Genomic DNA, 17,786 nt, shown 5'->3' with positions numbered 1-17,786 from the left:
TGCCCGCGATGGCGGCCTCGCGGGCAATACAACGCTCGGATTTAGAACACCGAGGCGTAGTCGCCCAGCTCAACCTGTACCGATTTGATGCGGGTGAAGTTGTTCAGCGAGCTGATGCCGTTCTCACGGCCCACACCGGATTGCTTGTAGCCACCGACCGGCATCTTGGCGTCGGACTCGCCCCAGGCGTTGATCCAGCAGATACCCGCTTCCAGCTGATGAATCACGCGGTGGGCGCGGTTCAGGTCCTTGGTCACCAGACCTGCGGCCAGGCCGAAATCGGTGTCGTTGGCGCGGCGGATCACTTCTTCTTCGGTCTCGTAAGTGAGGATGCTCATCACTGGGCCGAAGATTTCTTCACGGACGATGGTCATCTCGTCAGTGCAGTCAGTGAACACAGTCGGAGCCACATAAGCGCCTTTGGCGAATTCGCCGTCGGTCAGACGGTCGCCGCCGCACAGTACGCGGGCGCCTTCTTCCTTACCTTTGGCGATGTAGCCGAGCACGCTTTCCATGTGGGCGAAGCTGACCAGCGGGCCGAAGTTGGTGTTTTCGTCTTGTGGGTTGCCGACGCGAATGCGCGCAACACGCTCAACGATCTTGGCTTCGAACGCCGCTTGCAGGTGCTTGGGCACGAACACGCGAGTGCCGTTGGTGCAGACCTGACCGGAGCTGTAGAAGTTGGCCATCATGGCGATGTCGGCGGCGCGATCCAGGTCGGCGTCTTCGAACACGATCAGCGGGGACTTGCCGCCCAGTTCCATGGTCACTTCTTTGAGCGAAGAGCTCGAAGCGCTGGCCATAACCTTCTTGCCGGTGTCGGTGCCGCCGGTGAACGAGACTTTCTCGATGCGCGGGTGCTCGGTCAGCCAGGTGCCGACTTCACGGCCGCTGCCGGTCAATACGTTGAACACGCCAGCCGGTACGCCGGCTTCGGTGTAGATCTCGGCCAGTTTCAGGGTGGTCAGCGAAGTGACTTCGCTTGGCTTGAAGATCATTGCGTTACCCGCCGCCAGGGCCGGTGCGGATTTCCACAGGGCGATCTGGATCGGGTAGTTCCACGCGCCGATACCGGCCACCACGCCCAGCGGCTCGCGGCGGGTGTAGACGAACGAAGTGTCGCGCAACGGGATCTGCTCGCCTTCGATGGCTGGCACCAGGCCTGCGTAGTATTCCAGCACGTCGGCGCCGGTGACGATGTCGACGTATTGGGTTTCGGAGAAGGCTTTACCGGTGTCCAGGGTTTCCAGGGCGGCCAGCTCATCGTTGCGCTCGCGCAGGATGTCGACGGCACGACGCAGGATGCGCGAACGCTCCATGGCGGTCATGGCAGCCCAGATTTTCTGGCCTTTTTCGGCGCTGACCACGGCACGTTCCACGTCTTCCTTGGTGGCGCGTTGCACTTGGGCGAGAACTTCACCGTTAGCCGGGTTGATGGCTTCGAAGGTGGCATCGCTGCCAGCGTCGCTGTAGCCGCCGTCAATGTAGAGTTTTTGCAGTTCGAAACGGGCCATAAAGTCCTCGCAAGTGCATAAGTGGTTGGCGTTACCCGCCGCCAGTGGGCCATGGGGTTGTGGCAACACTGGGCGGCAGACGTTCAGGGGTTGAGCGGTTATGTGTGCTCTAACTCACCTGCTTGGCCAATTGGAAATCCATGTATTCGTAAGCGATCCGTTGCGCCTGCTCCGTGTCGAAAGCGTCTCCCGACAGGGCGCCGCGCAACCACAAACCGTCGATCAGGGCCGCCAGGCCTCTGGCTGCTTTGCGTGCGTGCGGCAGCGGCAGCACTCGGCGGAACTGGCAGCACAGGTTGGAATACAGACGTTGATCGTTGATCCGCTGCAACCTGTGCAATGACGGGTGGTGCATGCTGGCGGCCCAGAAGGCCAGCCAGGTTTTCATTGCCGGTCCGTTGACCTGGCTGGCGTCAAAGTTGCCCTCGATGATCACCCGAAGGTGGGCACGGGGGCTGTCGTCTTTCAACGCTTGCCTGCGTTCGTGGACGTTCTCGATCAGCACATTCATCAAGTACCGCATCGTTGCGGCGATCAGGCCGTTCTTGTCCTGAAAGTAGTGACTGATGATGCCGTTCGAGACGCCGGCCAAACGGGCGATCAGCGCAATGCTGGCATCTCCCATTCCAACCTGATCGATGGCCGTCAAAGTGGCTTCGATCAACTGCTGGCGGCGTATGGGTTGCATACCGACCTTGGGCATGTAGCACCTCTCCTTAGGCCTGCCGTTGGGCGATAAACGCCCGTCGGCTTGATGGCCAGTCTATTTTGTTTTGATTGAACGTTCAATCAACAAAGAATAAGATCTGCGACAAATGGTCGCTGCCTACAGATTTTTCCTACCTGTGAGCGACGTCCTCTGACACCTGCAAAAACCCTTGAAACAGGCCGAATCAGGGCCTGGCCACTGCCTCGGCGCGGCTCAAGAATTTTCGGGGTGTCTTTATAACACCCGTCCGTCGACTGCCGAAAAATCGATGTCCCGGGATAACCGTTGCCTTGTGTTTCTCTCTCGCACTGCCCGGAGCATCTGCGCCATGAGTTCTGCCTCTCTTATAAAGACCCCGCCGGAAAAGGTCAGGGTCAACGGTTGGGTGTTCTACACCTCCACCGCGCTCATTCTGTTGTTGACCGCCATTCTGATCATCGCCCCGCAGGAGGCCGGGCGCATGCTCGGTATAGCCCAGGCGTGGCTGTCGAAAAGCTTCGGCTGGTACTACATGGTGGTCATCGCTGCCTACCTGGTGTTTGTGGTCGGCCTGGCGTTTTCGTCCTACGGTAAATTGAAACTGGGCAGCAAGGACGATACCCCGGACTTCAGCTACGGCGCCTGGGCCGGCATGCTGTTCTCGTCCGGCATCGGCATCTCGCTGCTGTATTTCGGGGCTTCCGAGCCGTTGGATCACTACTTCAACCCGCCCGAAGGCGCCGCCGCCAGCAATGGCGCAGCCCGCCAGGCGTTGCAGTTGACGTTCCTGCACTGGGGCCTGCACGGCTGGGCGATTTATGCGCTGGTCGGCCTGGCCGTGGCGTACTTCGCGTACCGTCATAACCAGCCGCTGGCCTTGCGTTCGGCCCTGTACCCGCTGGTGGGCGAGCGTTGGGTCAAAGGCGCAGCCGGCCACGCGGTGGACGGTTTCGGTATGTTCGTGACCCTGCTGGGCCTGGTGACGAACCTGGGGATTGGTTCGATGCAGGTGTCGTCGGGCCTTGAAAACCTGTTCGGCATGCAACACAGCAACACCAACCTGCTGATCGTGATCATCGTGATGAGCACCGTGGCGACCATCGCCGCCGTGTCGGGTGTGGAAAACGGCATTCGCCGCCTGTCCAACCTCAACATCGTGTTGTTCAGCGGCTTGCTGATCTTTGCGCTGTTGTTTGGCCCGACCCTGCACCTGCTCAATGGCCTGGTGCAGAACACCGGTGACTACCTCAACGGCATCATCCTGAAAACATTCGACCTGTATGTGTACGAAGGCGATGCCGACAAGACCGAGCGCTGGATGGGCCTGTGGACCCTGTTCTACTGGGCCTGGTGGATTTCCTGGGCGCCATTTGTCGGCATGTTCATCGCGCGTATTTCCCGTGGTCGTACGGTGCGTGAGCTGGTGGCCGGCGTGCTGCTGATCCCGCTGGGCTTCACCCTGGCGTGGTTGTCGATCTTCGGTAACTCGGCGCTGGACCTGGTGTTGAACCACGGTGCGGTGGAGTTGGGCAAGACGGCGCTGGAACAACCGTCGATGGCCATCTACCAACTGCTTGAGCATTACCCGGCGTCGAAAATCGTGATCGGTGTGTCGATCTTCGTGGGCTTTGTGCTGTTCCTGACCCCGGCGGATTCCGGCGCGGTGATGATGGCCAACCTGTCCTGCAAGGGCGGCAATGTGGATGAAGATGCGCCGCACTGGTTGCGGATCTTCTGGTCGGCGGTGATCACTCTGGTGACCATCGGCCTGCTGTTCGCGGGTAACTTCGAAGCCATGCAAACCATGGTGGTGCTGGCGGGGCTGCCGTTCTCGGTGGTGCTGATTCTGTTTATGTTCGGTTTGCACAAGGCGATGCGCCAGGATGTGGCCATCGAACAGGAGCAGGCGCAATTGGCCGAACGTGGTCGTCGTGGTTTCAGCGAGCGTTTGACCGCCCTGGACCTGCAACCGAGCCAGGGCACTGTGCAGCGCTTTATGGACAAGCACGTTACGCCGGCGTTGGAAGAGGCGGCGGCAACCTTGCGTGAGCAAGGGCTGGAGGTGCAGACGCTGCTGGGTAAATCCAAGCGCTGCATCGGTGTGCGTATCGAGATGGAAGAGGGCAACCCGTTTGTCTATGAAGTGAGCCTGGATGCTTACTCCTCGGCACCGAGCGACCTGCCCGAAGAAGAGCGCACCCGCTACTACCGGGCCGAGGTCTACCTGCACAACGGACCTCAGGAATATGACCTGATGGGCTTCGCCCAGGAGCAGATCACCCGGGACGTGCTCGATCAGTTTGAAAGCCATCGGCAGCTCCTTGGCCGTGTCTATAGCTGATGGTTGAGCTTGAATGATCGTTCCCACGCTTCGCGTGGGAATGCCTCCTGTGACGCTCCGCGTCACGATTTCAAGAGCGGACGCAGAGCGTCCAGGGCGGCATTCCCACGCGGAGCGTGGGAACGATCAGGCGACTAACCCAGGTTCTTGCCCAGCAGGGCATGGTACAGCTCGCTATCCCCCAGAATCCCCACCACCTGGTTGTTGTTATGCAACACCAGCTTGTTCCCCGTGTGATACCGGATCTGCAACGCATCGCGCATGCCGATATTGGAATCCACCAGCGTCGGTACCCGGCCCAAACCTTCCACCGGTTGCCCCGGCGCCCAGTTCTGCAGGTTCAACGGCGTGCCGTTCTGGCGTGCGCCCTTGATCACATTGCCTTCGGCCAGGTCCAGCCACGAATCGCCGCCCGGGTCCAGGCTGATGGAGCCGTTGACGTGGGTGCAGTTCTCTACGGTGCGCATCAGGCTGCGGCCGCACAGCACGTTCAGCGGGTTGGTATGGGCGACGAAGGTACGCACATAGTCGTCCGCCGGGTTCAGCACGATCTCTTCCGGCACGCTGTACTGGATGATCTTGCCGTCTTTCATGATCGCGATGCGGCTGCCGAGTTTGAGCGCCTCATCGAGGTCGTGGCTCACGAACACGATGGTCTTGCTCAGCTTGCGTTGCAGCTCCAGCAATTCATCTTGCAGGCCTTGGCGGATCAGCGGGTCGAGGGCCGAGAAGGGTTCGTCCATCAGCAGGATATCGGCGTCCATCGCCAGGGCGCGGGCCAGGCCGACGCGCTGCTGCATGCCGCCGGACAGCTCGTCGGGCTTCTTGTTACGCCATTGGGCCAGGCCCACCAGTTCGAGTTTTTCATCCACCAGCGCACGCCGTTCTTTCTCCGGGCGGCCCTGCATCTCCAAGCCAAAGCTGATGTTCTCGCGCACCGTCAGCCACGGCATCAACGCGAACTTCTGGAACACCATGGCGATGCGCTTGGTGCGCATCATTTTCAGCTCGGCCGGTGTGCACGAAGCGATGTCGATCTGACGGCCTTCATGCTCCACAAACAGTTGGCCACGGCTTACGGTGTTGAGGCCGTTGATGCAGCGCAGTAGGCTTGATTTGCCGGAGCCGGACAGGCCCATCAGCACGCAGATCTCGCCTTTTTCAATGTCCAGGCTGGCTTTTTCAACGCCGACGATCTGCCCGGTCTTTTTCAGGATCTCGTTACGGCTCATGCCCTGGTCCAGCAGCTTGAGCGCTTCGCGTGGGTCTTTGGAGAAGATCACGTCGACATTGTCGAATCGGATAATGCTCATGCATCACCCCCTACTTTGGCGTCGGGTTGTTTGCAGATGCGGTCGAGCATGATGGCCAGCAATACGATTGCCAGGCCGGCTTCAAAGCCCAGGGCGATGTCGGCGGTGTTGAGTGCGTTGACCACCGGCTTGCCGAGGCCGTCGGCGCCCACCAGGGCCGCGATCACCACCATCGACAACGACAGCATGATGCATTGGGTAATGCCGGCGGCAATGCTCGGCATGGCGTGGGGCAGTTCAATGCGTGAGAGCAACTGACGGCGCGAGCAGCCAAAGGCCTTGCCCGCGTCCATCAACTCTTGCGGTACATCGCGGATACCCAGGTAGGTCAGGCGGATAGGCGCGGCAATCGCGAACACCACCGTGGAGATCAAGCCAGGCACCACACCCAGCCCGAAGAGGGTCAGGGTTGGGATGAGGTAGACGAAGGTCGGCACGGTCTGCATCAGATCGAGCACCGGCCGCATCATGGTGTAGAACAGCGGTTTGTGCGCGGCAACAATGCCCAGCGGCACACCGATGACCACGCAGACCAGGGTGGCGAACAACACCTGGGCGAGGGTTTCCATGGTTTCCTGCCAGTACCCCAGGTTGAGGATCAGCAGGAAGGAGGCGATGACAAAAACGGTCAGGCCCCATTTGCGTTGAATAAAGTGAGCCAGCAGCGCAATCAGACCGATCAATGCCAGCGGATTGAACCAGGTCAGCGCGAACGTCACGCCGTGGATCATCGTTTCCAGGGTCGATGCGATTGCGTCGAAATAGTTGGCACCATGTTTGGTCAACCATTCGACGAAGGCAGCGATGTACTGGCCTAGTGGGATTTTCTGTTCAGTCAGCATGGTAGTGAATGTCCACATGCGAAGGGGAAAACATCCCAGGCCAGCGCACCGGCCTGGGGTCAGCGATGTTGCCGGGTTAATTATTTGGCGAGGTAAGCTTTAACGGCGTCCAGCCCTGGTTTGCCATCAATGGTGGTGACACCGGCAAGCCAGGTGTCGAGTACTTGTGGGTTGGATTTGAGCCAGGCTTTGGCGGCTACATCCGGTTTTTGTTTGTCGTCCAGGACTTTACCCATCAGGGTGCTTTCCATGTTCAGGGTGAACGACAGGTTTTTCAGCAACTGACCGACGTTGCTGCATTCCTGGGTGTAGCCCTTGCGAACGTTGGTGTAGATGGTGGCCTGGCCATAGTTGGGGCCGAACGAATCGTCACCGCCGGTCAGGTACTTCATCTTGAAGCGGGTGTTCATCGGGTGTGGTTCCCAACCGAGGAACACGATGGCCTGGTCGCGTTTGGTGGCGCGTTCCACTTGCGAGAGCATCCCGGCTTCGCTGGACTCCACCACTTTGAAACCGGCGGTTTTCAAGCCGAAGGCGTCTTTGTCGATCAGGGTCTGGATGGTGCGGTTGCCGTCGTTACCCGGCTCGATGCCGTAGATTTTGCCGCCCAGCTCATCCTTGAATTTGGCGATATCGGCGAAGTCTTTCAGGCCCTTGTTATACAGCGCCTCGGGTACGGCCAGGGTGTATTTGGCGTTCTCCAGGTTGGCGCGCACGGTTTCCACGGTGCCGGCATCACGGTACTGCTTGATGTCGTTTTCCATGGTCGGCATCCAGTTGCCGAGGAAGATGTCCATGTTCTTGCCGTCGGCCAGCGACTTGTAGGTCACCGGCACTGAAATCATCGTGGTACGTGGCTTGTAGCCCAAGCCTCTGAGGATTTCACTGGTGGTTGCGGTGGTGACGGTGATGTCGGTCCAGCCGACATCGGAGAAATTGACGGTCTGACATTGTGCCGGTTCTGCAGCGTGCGCCAGGGCTGGCAGACTCAACATGGCGGCCAACAACAACGAGGGTGAACCTTTCATCTGGGTAGACTCCTGTGTCTTTTTTCTGACGGCTTGTGCCGCGCTTTATAAGTGTTGCGGTTGGGGCGTGCTTCAAGCTGACGGCACGATGCCTTGCAAACGAGTCGAGACTGATCATGTACCAGTGAAAATCTGACGCCTACAGGGGGCGTCGTATCCAGTACAGGGATGGTCGTATCCAGTGTCGGTGACGTCGCTTACAGATTTTTTCAACGGCAAAACTGCATTTTTTGCCGCTCTGCACCGCTAAAAACGGCCAAAACGCCCGTTCGCGCGAGGGCGGCGCTGCTGAGCATGGTCACGTCGGTGTGAGACGCCGTGAGGGGCAACAAAAGCTTGATGATGCCGCTATTCGGGCGAGTTCAGCGTAGCAGGTCGCCCGTGCCCATCGAGGAGTTTCACGGCAATGGCTATCAGCGTTTTCGACCTGTTCAAGATCGGCATCGGGCCTTCGAGTTCTCACACCGTCGGCCCCATGCGCGCCGCGGCGTTGTTCGTTCAGCACTTGCGTGAACGTGGAATGTTGGAACAAGTACGTCGCGTCGAAGTTCAGCTCTACGGCTCGTTGTCGGCCACCGGCATCGGCCACGGCAGCGACACCGCTACCATCATGGGCTTGATGGGCGAATGGCCGGACGCAATTGACCCGTCGCAGATCGGCCTGCGTATTCACACCCTGCGCGAGACCGACACCTTGTTGCTCGACGGGCGTTTGCCGGTGCCCTTTATCTGGGCGCGCGACATGCGCCTGCTCGATGAAAACCTGCCCTTCCACCCCAACGCCATGACCCTGGTGGTGTTTGGTGATGACGGCGAGCTGCACCGCGACACCTACTATTCAGTCGGCGGCGGTTTTGTGGTGGATGAGGCCCAGGCGCAGAGCGGCGTGGCGGACATGGACCGCACCGAGTTGCCCTATGATTTCTCCAGCGCGGTGGAGCTGTTGCAGCTGTGCAAGACCCACAACCTGCGCGTTGCCGAATTGATGCTGGCCAACGAAAAAACCTGGCGCAGCGAAGAAGAAATCCGCAGCGGCCTGATGAAGCTCTGGCGCGCCATGCAGGACTGCGTGGAGCAGGGCCTCAAGCACGAAGGCATCCTGCCCGGCGGCCTGAATGTGCGACGTCGCGCGGCCAAGCTGCACCGCAGTTTGCAGGAGCTGGGCAAACCGAATGTGATCGGCTCAACCTTGAGCGCCATGGAATGGGTCAACCTGTTCGCCCTGGCGGTCAATGAAGAAAACGCCGCCGGTGGGCGCATGGTCACCGCCCCCACCAATGGCGCGGCGGGGATTATTCCGGCGGTGCTGCACTACTTTATGAAGTTCAGCGAAGAGGTCACCGAAGCCAACGTGGTCGACTACTTGCTGGGCGCTGCGGCGGTGGGGATTCTGTGCAAGAAAAACGCCTCGATCTCCGGCGCCGAAGTCGGCTGCCAGGGCGAAGTCGGTTCTGCTTGCGCCATGGCGGCTGCCGGACTGGCCGAGATCCTCGGCGCCACGCCGGAGCAACTGTGCAACGCCGCTGAAATCGGCCTGGAACATAACCTCGGCCTGACCTGCGACCCGGTGGGCGGGCTGGTGCAAGTGCCGTGCATTGAGCGCAACGCGATTGCGGCGGTGAAGGCGATCAACGCGGCGCAGATGGCGCTGCGCGGTGATGGCCAGCACTTTATTTCCCTGGACCGGGTGATCCGCACCATGCGCGATACCGGCGCGGATATGCATGACAAGTACAAAGAGACATCGCGAGGGGGCTTGGCGGTCAGCGCAGTAGAGTGTTGAGACCGAGTTGCCTGATTTCGCGAGCAAGCCCGCTCCCACATTTTGATTTGTGAACACGGTCAAGTGTGGGAGCGGGCTTGCTCGCGAAAGCGCTAGTCCGAGCAACACTGCTCAAAAAGTGAACATCCAAATCCAAACGCGCCACCTTTTAGCGCGTCGCAAATAGATAAGTAGCTTGCGAACGATCCCGCGCCTTCCCACCCGTCACCCGTGCGTGCGGTGACAGACCTTTCCCACACCCGCAAAGCGCCTTCCCACAAGTGCTACCGATCTGCTCACACCCCTCGAGCAGGGCCGGTCTGACGTCCATTTCCGGCCATATCCCGCACTCCCTGCGTGGGCTTATATAGACGCGTCATCAGGTCGTTTTTAGGATTTATTGGACGGCCATTCAATTTTAGGCATGGCATTTGCTCTATCCATTCAAAGCCTCTCTCCTTGCTGGAGACGAACGCAATAACAAGAGCCTCGCCTGAGGCCATCACCCGCTTTGTGTGAGGAGATACCGCGATGACGTCGTTCAACTCCGGGGCCCAACCCCAGAACCGTGCGCCTCAATCCATCGGCTTTTTGCTGCTGGACAATTTCACGCTGATTTCCCTGGCTTCGGCAGTGGAACCGCTGCGCATGGCCAACCAGCTGTCCGGCCGCGAGCTGTATCGCTGGACAACCCTGAGTGTCGACGGCAACCAGGTCTGGGCCAGCGACGGTCTGCAAATCACCCCCGATGCCTCCATGCACAAAGCTGCGGCCCTGGACACTGTGATTGTGTGCGGCGGCGTGGGCATCCAGCGCACCGTGACCCGTGAACATGTGTCGTGGCTGCAAAGCCAGGCGCGCCAATCGCGCCGCCTTGGCGCGGTCTGCACCGGCAGTTGGGCCTTGGCCTGCGCCGGGTTGCTCGACGGCTTTGATTGCAGCGTGCACTGGGAATGCCTGGCCTCGATGCAGGAAGCCTTCCCGCGCGTGGCCATGAGCACGCGCCTGTTCACCCTCGACCGTAACCGCTTCACCAGCTCGGGCGGCACCGCGCCGCTGGACATGATGCTGCACCTGATCAGCCGCGACCACGGCCGTGAATTGTCGGCCGCCATCTCCGAGATGTTTGTGTACGAACGCATCCGCAATGAACAGGATCACCAGCGTGTGCCGCTCAAGCACATGCTCGGCACCAACCAGCCGAAGCTGCAGGAAATCGTTGCGCTGATGGAAGCCAACCTGGAAGAGCCAATCGACCTGGATGAGCTGGCGGTGTATGTCGCCGTGTCGCGCCGCCAACTGGAGCGGCTGTTCCAGAAATACCTGCACTGCTCACCGTCGCGCTACTACCTCAAGTTGCGCCTGATCCGTGCACGGCAGTTGCTCAAGCAAACGCCGATGTCGATCATCGAAGTGGCGTCGGTGTGCGGGTTTGTGTCCACGCCGCACTTCTCCAAGTGCTACCGCGAATACTTCGGCATTCCGCCACGGGATGAGCGCGTAGGTTCCAACACCACCCAGCAAGTGGCGATGATGCCGATTCCGCAGGCGCTGGTGCTGTCACCGTTGTCGGGGCCGATGTCGGCGTTGAGCCAGGCGCGTAATGAGTCGACGTTTGCGAGTGTAAGGCTCTAGACCGAGTCGCCTTCATCGCAGGCAAGCCAGCTCCCACAGGGGAATGCATTCCAAATGTGGGAGCTGGCTTGCCTGCGATAGCGATCTATCAGGCACCAGAGCTTTGCTTGAACTGCACCAAAGCCGGCAACAACTGCTTGTCGATCGCCTGGCGCACCGCCGGCAAGATCGTCGCGCTGCCGGTGTACATCTGCTCCACCATGCCCTTGAGCGCCTTGGCCCGCGCAGCGCTCAAACCGCGTACCGCACATTCGCAAGCCTGTTCGGCGCTGGCGCCGCTGGATACCTCGAAACCCAGCGAGCGCAGTTGGCTCAGCAGGTCATCCTGGTCTATCAAGTCCGCGTGCATCATGACGTTTATCCTGGTGTAGGGAGCGGGATTGAATGGGATTCTGGTAGGCCCTCGGCCGGTCGGCAAGGGCAGAATCGGCGAATGGCTCAGATGGCTATGAACAGGTCGTTTTCGGGTCATTTACCGATAGCAACAATAGGCACACTGGAGGCCAGGCACGCACCTTGACGGTTTGGTCACCCTCGGGATGTCACGCTCACACCAAGCACTCTGCCCCGATCCAGTCACGGCTGGCCCGGGGCTTTTTTTGGCTGGGGTTTGTGGTGGATATGCCGGCCTCTTCGCGAGCAAGCCCGCTCCCACACTTAACCTGGTTTTACCTTTGAAATGGGGTCAAATGTGGGAGCTGGCTTGCCTGCGATGGCCGCACCTCGGTCTACCTCTGCAACACCAATATCCGGGACAACAACTCATCCCGATCAATGTAACAACCCTGAAAATGCCGCGCCCCCGAAGCCGGGTCAAACGCATTACGCGCATGCAAGGTGCGGCGGTTATCAAAGCACCACAACTCCCCCGGATTCAGGCGTTTGACCAGCCGGAAACGATCCTCGCGCGTCATCGCGATAAAGCGCCGATACGCCCGGTACAACAACGGCATCTGCTCCACGCTGGCCTCAAACGGCCCACGCAAAAAGTTGGCCATGCGAATCTCTGCCACATCACCCAAGGCGTCCAGCGCAATAATCGGTGCCAGGCGGCGGTAGTCGCTGTGCCGGTCTTTATTGCGAAACTCCACCGGAATTTCACACAGTGCGCGAAACGCCTCGGGGTCTTCGCTGCGCAGCGCCTGGGCGATGGCAAAACCATCGACAAAAATGCTCTCGCCACCGTCGGCGTCGTTCACCAGGCAATGCAAAAATTGCAGCCCGGGTTGCAGCTCCCGTGTCGGCAAATCACTGTGCAGCGGCAGGTTGAAAGCGGTGTAGGCGTTACTGTCGGCATCGGCCTTGGATTGCACGTTGAACAGTACGCCGAAGTTGCTCTCGCGAATAAATGAAATGCGCTTGGCGACCAGTGCAAGCGAGCCCGGCTCGGTGGGTACGCCACGGATTTGCGTAAGGCCGCCGTCGCGCAAGGCCAGCAGCCATTGCAGCAGGGCTTTGGGGTCTTCCATCACCGTCGCATAGTCGAAGACAGGCAGCGCGAAGGTGCTGTGCCACAGGTGCGACTGGGGTTTGGCTGCGCGGCGTTCGGCGCGTGATTGATCGTCATAGGCGTGGGCGCGCAACCAGCCTGGGTCGTACTGGCTGCGATGGCCGCCGTACCATTCCACGCACAGAAAACCTTGATCGATGTGCGCGCTGACTGCGCGCAGATGCTCGTCCACATCGACAATTTCCAGTACCTGCTCACGGGTCACGCTGTACACGCATTCGCTGCAAGGGCAGTTGTCCCGCAGCCACTGATGATGGAACGGGCTGACCCGCCCATCGGCCCACTGCACGCGAATCTGATCGTCCAGCACCTGCGCCCCGGCAAGGTCGCAGATCTTCGGGTAAGTACGGAAATCGGCAACAGCGGCGGCGGTTTGCATGGCGGTTCCTTATGGTTTTTTGGGTGGTAATCCAATCACTCGGCCCAGCAAGGCAGGGCGGGGCAGGTCGGCCTGTTCGGCGCTGATGCCCGCGAGCTTTTCCAGGGTGGCCTCGGTAAACGGCGTCGAATGCGGCCCGGCCAGATCGACGTGCAGCAGCATCTGTTCGTTGCCGGCCAATTCCTTCGCATCGCCCACAAGGTGCAGGCTGTGATAGAGGTGCAGGCGCTTTGCGTCGTGGGCGATCAGTTGGGTGTGCACCTCTACTTCTGCGCCGAGTTTCACTTCGTGCAGGTAGTTGAGGTGCAGTTCCAGGGTGAACAGCGAGTGGCCGCTGGCTTCGCGGTTTTCGCTGTCCAGCCCGAGGGTGTCCATCAGCGCGTCGGTGGCGTAGCTGAAGATCAGCAGGTAGAACGCATCACGCAGGTGGCCGTTGTAATCGACCCAGTCGGGCTGGATTTTGGTGGTGTAGGTGGTCAGTGCGGGCATGGCGTGGATTCCGAAAATGTGCACGGTCAGAAATGTGGGAGCGAGCAAGCCCGCTCCCACATTGGTTATTCAGCGAAAGTCATACCGTGTTTTTCTTTAGTGGTCTTCACTGCTTCAAGCACCGCCAGCAAGCAATCATCACGATAGCGCTCCAGCGCCGAAATGCTGTGTTTACCCAGCTGATCGCTGGTGCCGTCGACCACATCATCAATCAACTTGTCGGTCAGCTCCGGCGCAGGCAAATACGTCCACGGCAACTGCAGTGCCGGGCCGAACTGGGCCATGAAGTGGCGCATTCCGGCATCGCCGCCGGCCAGGGTGTAGGTCAGGAATGTGCCCATGAACGACCAGCGCAAACCGGCACCAAAACGAATCGCGTCATCGATCTCGCCCGTGGTTGCCACGCCATCATTGACCAGGTGCAACGCCTCACGCCACAGCGCTTCAAGCAAACGGTCGGCAATAAACCCTGGCACTTCCTTGCGCACATGCAGCGGGCGCATGCCGAGGGATTCATACACCTTGATCGCCGCTTGAATCGCCTCCGGCGCGGTGTTCTTGCCGCCCACCACTTCCACCAGCGGCAACAGGTAAACCGGGTTGAACGGGTGCCCGACCACGCAGCGTTCCGGGTGCGTCGAGCCCTCGTAGAACTCACTCGGCAACAGGCCCGAAGTGCTGGAGCCAATCAGTGCGTTCGGCTTGGCGGCGGCGCTGATTTTGCTGTGCAATTCCAGCTTCAGCTCCAGGCGTTCCGGGGCGCTTTCCTGGATGAAGTCGGCGTCTTTTACGCATTCTTCAATGGTGGTGACAAAGCGCAGGCGATCCTGGGAGGCACCCGGCGCCAGGCCTTGTTTCTCCAAGGCGCCCCAGGCGTTGGCGACACGTTTGCGCAGCGCTGCTTCAGCGCCGGGCGCCGGGTCCCAGGCGACCACATCCAGGCCGTGGGCCAGGGCACGGGACACCCAGCCGCTGCCGATAACGCCGCTGCTGAGGGCGGCGAAGGTTTTGATTTCGGTGATAAAGCTCATGTCGACAATCCCTGAATAATGTGAAGAACCCTGTGGGAGCGGGCTTGCTCGCGAATGCGGTGTGTCAGTTGATGCATTCGGTGACTGATTCACCGCATTCGCGAGCAAGCCCGCTCCCACATTTTTGATCCGGTTTCGGCAGGGGATTAGCCGCGCTTGGTCAGGCCCATCTTGATTCGGCCTTCCGCCGGGGTCATGACCCGCGCACCCAGGCGGCTGAGGATTTCACTGGCGCGCTCCACCAGTTGGCCGTTAGTGGCGAGTACGCCCTTGTCCAGCCACAGGTTGTCTTCCAGGCCGACCCGCACGTTGCCGCCCAGCAGCACCGCTTGCGCCGCCATCGGCATTTGCATGCGGCCGATGCCGAAACCGGCCCACACGGCGTCGGCAGGCAGGTTGTCGACCATGGCCTTCATGGTGGTGGTGTCGGCCGGCGCGCCCCATGGGATGCCCAGGCACAGTTGGAACAGCGGGTTGTCGAGCAAGCCTTCCTTGATCATCTGCTTGGCGAACCACAGGTGGCCGGTGTCGAAAATTTCCAGCTCGGCCTTAACGCCCAGCTCTTGAATACGCTTGGCACCCGCCCGCAGCTGCGCCGGGGTAGAGACGTAAATAGTGTCGCCATCGCCAAAGTTGAGCGTGCCGCAGTCCAGGGTGCAGATCTCTGGCAGCAGCTCTTCAACATGGGCCAGGCGCGTCAGCGGGCCGACCAGGTCGGTGTTGGGGCCGAACTCCATCGGGTTCTCGCCGCCGCCGATCTCCAGGTCGCCGCCCATGCCGGCGGTGAGGTTGACGATGATGTCGATGTCGGCCTCGCGAATGCGCTCCATCACTTCGCGGTACAGCGCCACGTCGCGGCTGAACTTGCCGGTTTGCGGGTCACGCACATGGCAGTGCACCACGGTGGCGCCGGCCTTGGCGGCTTCCACGGCGGCGGCGGCGATTTGTTTGGGAGTGACCGGCACATGCGGGCTGCGGCTGGTCGTGTCGCCAGCACCGGTGAGTGCGCAGGTGATGATGACGTCGTGGTTCATGAGGCGGTTCCTTACAGGCGGGCGTAGTGATGCCGTTCGCAGCCAACAGCGGCTGCGATACGGTGATGCGAATCAGGTTATTTGCTGGTCAGTTGCAGGTTGGCTGCGGCCGGTTTGCCGTCGAAGGTGGTCACGCCTTCAAGCCAGCGCTGCTGGTCTTGCGGGTGATCCTTGAGCCATTGCTTCGCCGATTCGAGAGCGTCCTTGTGATCCAGCAACGGCTGCATCATTCGGCTCTCGTCGGCGGCGGTGAAAGTCAGGTTGGTCAGCAGTTTGTGCACGTTGGGGCACTGCTCGGCGTAGGTCGGTGAAGTCACGCTCCACACCGTGGCCATGCCTTCGTTCGGGCCAAGGGCGTCATCGCTGCCGGTGAGGTAAGTCATGGCGACGTTGACGTTCATCGGGTGCGGCGCCCAGCCAAAGAACACCACGGCCTCTTTGCGGCGCACGGCGCGGTCGACGGCGGCGAGCATCCCGGCTTCGCTGGACTCCACCAACTGGAACTTGCCGAGGCCGAACTGGTTCTTGGCGATCATCGCCTTGATCTGGGTATTGGCGCCCGAGCCTGGCTCGATGCCGTAGATCTTGCCGCCCAGTTCTTTTTCAAACCTGGCAATGTCGGCGAAGGTTTTCAGGCCTTTGTCCGCCAGGTAAGTCGGCACGGCGAGGGTGGCGCGCGCATCTTCCAGGCTCGGTTTGTCGAGGACTTTGACTTGCTTGGCGTCGACAAACGGCGTGATGGTCTGGGTCATCAGCGGGTTCCAGTAGCCCAGGAACATGTCCAGGCGCTGGTCGCGGATACCGGCGAAGATGATTTGCTGGGAGGCGCTGGTTTGTTTGGTCTTGTAGCCGAGGCCGTCGAGCAATACTTGGGTCATGGCGCTGGTGGCGATTACGTCGGTCCAGTTCACCACACCCATGCGCACGTTCCGGCAAGATTCTGCGTCGGCCGCGAGTACGCTGGTGCTCAAGATGGCGCTGAGTGCAAGCACGCAGCGGCTGATCAGTCGGTTCATGGTGGATTCCTCGGCAGGTCGTTATTGTGGGGGCCGGCGTCTTTGTGCGCCGTGGGATCACGTTACGCAGCTTGAGGGGAGGCAAAGCGCACGGCGGCGACCAGCTCTTGCACTGCAGCGACCTGTGCTCTTGAATGGCCGGTTGAACTGGCGTATCACAGTGAGCACGCTGCCCGTCCTACGAGAGCGCCACCATGTCCCAGGATTTCTACTTTCTGCTGATGCCGGGTTTCTCGGCCATCGGCTTTATTTCCGCGCTGGAACCGCTGCGCGTGGCCAACCGCTTTCGCGGCGAGTTGTACCGCTGGCACGTGTTGAGTGCCGATGGCGGCGCGGTGCTGGCGAGCAATGGCATGTCGGTGAACGCCGACGCCGCGCTGGAGCCGCTGAAAAAAGGCGCGACGCTGATGGTGGTCGCCGGCTTCGAACCCTTGAAGTTCACCACGCCCGCACTGGAACACTGGCTGCGTCGCCTTGATCACGATGGCGTGACCCTCGGCGCCATCGACACCGGCGCCTGTGTGCTCGCAGAAGCCGGTTTGCTCGACGGTCACCGCCTGACCCTGCACTGGGAAGCCATCGACGCGTTCAAGGAGTCCTATCCACAGCTCACGGTAACCCAGGAGCTGTTCGAGATTGACCGCCGGCGCATCACCTGCGCCGGTGGCACCGCCTCCATCGACCTGATGCTCGACCTGATCGCCCAGGCCCACGGCCCGGACCTGGCCATCCAGGTGTCCGAGCAGTTCGTGCTCGGGCGCATCCGCCCGCGCAAAGACCACCAGCGCATGCAGATCGCCACGCGTTACGGCATCAACAACAAGAAGCTGGTGCAGGTGATCGGCGAGATGGAACAACACAGCGAGCCGCCGCTGAGCACGTTGGCGTTAGCCGAGGCCATCAAGGTCACGCGGCGCCAGCTGGAGCGCCTGTTCCGTCTGCACCTGAACGACACACCGAGCAACTTCTACCTCGGCCTGCGCCTGGAAAAAGCCCGGCAGCTATTGCGCCAAAGCGACATGAGTGTGCTGGAAGTGAGCATTGCGTGCGGGTTTGAGTCGCCGTCGTACTTCACCCGCAGCTACAGGGCGCGGTTTGCCAAGTGCCCGAGAGAGGACCGGCGACGGGAAGTGGTTTGACGAGCAATTATAGTCAATTATACTTGCGACTATAATTTATAGCTTTTCCAATAATTGAGTATAAA

Annotated in this window: 15 protein-coding genes; 4 read left to right on the top strand and 11 right to left on the bottom strand. The window is 60.5% G+C overall.

The features are described 5' to 3' along the window. Positions 1-41: 41 nt before the first annotated feature. The gene (betB, locus tag BFP92_RS10635; protein ID WP_017139377.1) at positions 42-1,514 is read right to left on the bottom strand and encodes a betaine-aldehyde dehydrogenase; all 1,473 of its coding nucleotides are present in this window, start codon (positions 1,512-1,514) and stop codon (positions 42-44) included. Between the two features lie 109 nt (positions 1,515-1,623). Then, positions 1,624-2,217, bottom strand: coding sequence for a transcriptional regulator BetI (gene betI / locus BFP92_RS10630; protein WP_065929460.1), 594 nt, complete (start codon positions 2,215-2,217; stop codon positions 1,624-1,626). A 391-nt stretch (positions 2,218-2,608) separates the two neighbouring features. Between betI and BFP92_RS10625 the strand changes: the two genes are divergently transcribed. After that, positions 2,609-4,543, top strand: coding sequence for a BCCT family transporter (locus BFP92_RS10625; RefSeq protein ID WP_239694252.1), 1,935 nt, complete (start codon positions 2,609-2,611; stop codon positions 4,541-4,543). 134 nt (positions 4,544-4,677) lie between these two features. Here the strand turns inward: BFP92_RS10625 and choV are convergent, their stop codons facing one another. The 3 genes from choV to BFP92_RS10610 all read right to left on the bottom strand — a co-directional run bounded on the left by choV (position 4,678) and on the right by BFP92_RS10610 (position 7,726). Beyond that, positions 4,678-5,856 (bottom strand): choline ABC transporter ATP-binding protein, encoded by a 1,179-nt coding sequence (gene choV, locus BFP92_RS10620; RefSeq protein WP_017139375.1) that lies wholly within the window; start codon positions 5,854-5,856, stop codon positions 4,678-4,680. Further along, a complete protein-coding gene (gene choW, locus BFP92_RS10615) occupies positions 5,853-6,698 on the bottom strand; it encodes a choline ABC transporter permease subunit (RefSeq protein WP_017139374.1) in 846 nt (281 codons plus the stop codon). Before choW ends, choV begins: the two co-directional genes overlap by 4 nt. Positions 6,699-6,778: 80 nt before the next feature. Then, a complete protein-coding gene (locus tag BFP92_RS10610; RefSeq protein WP_065929458.1) occupies positions 6,779-7,726 on the bottom strand; it encodes a choline ABC transporter substrate-binding protein in 948 nt (315 codons plus the stop codon). 406 nt (positions 7,727-8,132) lie between these two features. Here BFP92_RS10610 and BFP92_RS10605 point away from each other — a divergent pair, with 406 nt between their 5' ends. Then, positions 8,133-9,509 carry an L-serine ammonia-lyase gene (locus tag BFP92_RS10605; protein WP_065929457.1) on the top strand — a complete coding sequence of 459 codons (1,377 nt, stop codon included), beginning with the start codon at positions 8,133-8,135 and terminating at the stop codon, positions 9,507-9,509. 510 nt (positions 9,510-10,019) lie between these two features. Continuing rightward, positions 10,020-11,123: a choline metabolism transcriptional regulator GbdR gene (locus BFP92_RS10600; RefSeq protein ID WP_065929456.1), complete on the top strand. Its 1,104-nt coding sequence runs from the start codon at positions 10,020-10,022 to the stop codon at positions 11,121-11,123. An 88-nt stretch (positions 11,124-11,211) separates the two neighbouring features. On the opposite strand, the gene BFP92_RS10595 is transcribed toward BFP92_RS10600, so the two are convergent. The 6 genes from BFP92_RS10595 to BFP92_RS10570 all read right to left on the bottom strand — a co-directional run bounded on the left by BFP92_RS10595 (position 11,212) and on the right by BFP92_RS10570 (position 16,582). Next, positions 11,212-11,475, bottom strand: coding sequence for a hypothetical protein (locus tag BFP92_RS10595; RefSeq protein WP_017139371.1), 264 nt, complete (start codon positions 11,473-11,475; stop codon positions 11,212-11,214). A gap of 376 nt (positions 11,476-11,851) precedes the next feature. Continuing rightward, on the bottom strand, positions 11,852-13,012 hold the full coding sequence (locus BFP92_RS10590) for a gamma-butyrobetaine dioxygenase (RefSeq protein WP_065929455.1): 1,161 nt from the start codon (positions 13,010-13,012) through the stop codon (positions 11,852-11,854). 9 nt (positions 13,013-13,021) lie between these two features. After that, a complete protein-coding gene (locus tag BFP92_RS10585; protein WP_065929454.1) occupies positions 13,022-13,501 on the bottom strand; it encodes a thioesterase family protein in 480 nt (159 codons plus the stop codon). 65 nt (positions 13,502-13,566) lie between these two features. Beyond that, positions 13,567-14,532, bottom strand: coding sequence for an L-carnitine dehydrogenase (locus BFP92_RS10580; protein ID WP_065929453.1), 966 nt, complete (start codon positions 14,530-14,532; stop codon positions 13,567-13,569). Between the two features lie 146 nt (positions 14,533-14,678). Continuing rightward, on the bottom strand, positions 14,679-15,566 hold the full coding sequence (locus BFP92_RS10575) for a 3-dehydrocarnitine:acetyl-CoA trimethylamine transferase CdhC (protein WP_017139368.1): 888 nt from the start codon (positions 15,564-15,566) through the stop codon (positions 14,679-14,681). Between the two features lie 77 nt (positions 15,567-15,643). Further along, positions 15,644-16,582 carry a choline ABC transporter substrate-binding protein gene (locus BFP92_RS10570; protein WP_065929452.1) on the bottom strand — a complete coding sequence of 313 codons (939 nt, stop codon included), beginning with the start codon at positions 16,580-16,582 and terminating at the stop codon, positions 15,644-15,646. Between the two features lie 194 nt (positions 16,583-16,776). Between BFP92_RS10570 and BFP92_RS10565 the strand changes: the two genes are divergently transcribed. Then, positions 16,777-17,721, top strand: coding sequence for a GlxA family transcriptional regulator (locus BFP92_RS10565; RefSeq protein ID WP_065929451.1), 945 nt, complete (start codon positions 16,777-16,779; stop codon positions 17,719-17,721). Positions 17,722-17,786: the final 65 nt, after the last annotated feature.

The sequence above is a fragment of the Pseudomonas sp. 58 R 3 genome, from assembly GCF_900006605.1.
In the GTDB taxonomy this organism is placed as follows: domain Bacteria; phylum Pseudomonadota; class Gammaproteobacteria; order Pseudomonadales; family Pseudomonadaceae; genus Aquipseudomonas; species Aquipseudomonas salomonii.
The sequence above is the reverse complement of the archived record's forward strand: the minus strand, read 5'-3'. Positions and strand labels throughout refer to the sequence as shown.

Bases quoted from the DNA above. Each gene is read 5' to 3' on its own strand.
- betB (WP_017139377.1), bottom strand. From the start codon at position 1,514: ATGGCCCGTTTCGAACTGCAAAAACTCTACATTGACGGCGGCTACAGC.
- betI (WP_065929460.1), bottom strand. From the start codon at position 2,217: ATGCCCAAGGTCGGTATGCAACCCATACGCCGCCAGCAGTTGATCGAA.
- choV (WP_017139375.1), bottom strand. From the start codon at position 5,856: ATGAGCATTATCCGATTCGACAATGTCGACGTGATCTTCTCCAAAGAC.
- choW (WP_017139374.1), bottom strand. From the start codon at position 6,698: ATGCTGACTGAACAGAAAATCCCACTAGGCCAGTACATCGCTGCCTTC.
- BFP92_RS10610 (WP_065929458.1), bottom strand. From the start codon at position 7,726: ATGAAAGGTTCACCCTCGTTGTTGTTGGCCGCCATGTTGAGTCTGCCA.
- BFP92_RS10605 (WP_065929457.1), top strand. From the start codon at position 8,133: ATGGCTATCAGCGTTTTCGACCTGTTCAAGATCGGCATCGGGCCTTCG.
- BFP92_RS10600 (WP_065929456.1), top strand. From the start codon at position 10,020: ATGACGTCGTTCAACTCCGGGGCCCAACCCCAGAACCGTGCGCCTCAA.
- BFP92_RS10595 (WP_017139371.1), bottom strand. From the start codon at position 11,475: ATGATGCACGCGGACTTGATAGACCAGGATGACCTGCTGAGCCAACTG.
- BFP92_RS10590 (WP_065929455.1), bottom strand. From the start codon at position 13,012: ATGCAAACCGCCGCCGCTGTTGCCGATTTCCGTACTTACCCGAAGATC.
- BFP92_RS10585 (WP_065929454.1), bottom strand. From the start codon at position 13,501: ATGCCCGCACTGACCACCTACACCACCAAAATCCAGCCCGACTGGGTC.
- BFP92_RS10580 (WP_065929453.1), bottom strand. From the start codon at position 14,532: ATGAGCTTTATCACCGAAATCAAAACCTTCGCCGCCCTCAGCAGCGGC.
- BFP92_RS10575 (WP_017139368.1), bottom strand. From the start codon at position 15,566: ATGAACCACGACGTCATCATCACCTGCGCACTCACCGGTGCTGGCGAC.
- BFP92_RS10570 (WP_065929452.1), bottom strand. From the start codon at position 16,582: ATGAACCGACTGATCAGCCGCTGCGTGCTTGCACTCAGCGCCATCTTG.
- BFP92_RS10565 (WP_065929451.1), top strand. From the start codon at position 16,777: ATGTCCCAGGATTTCTACTTTCTGCTGATGCCGGGTTTCTCGGCCATC.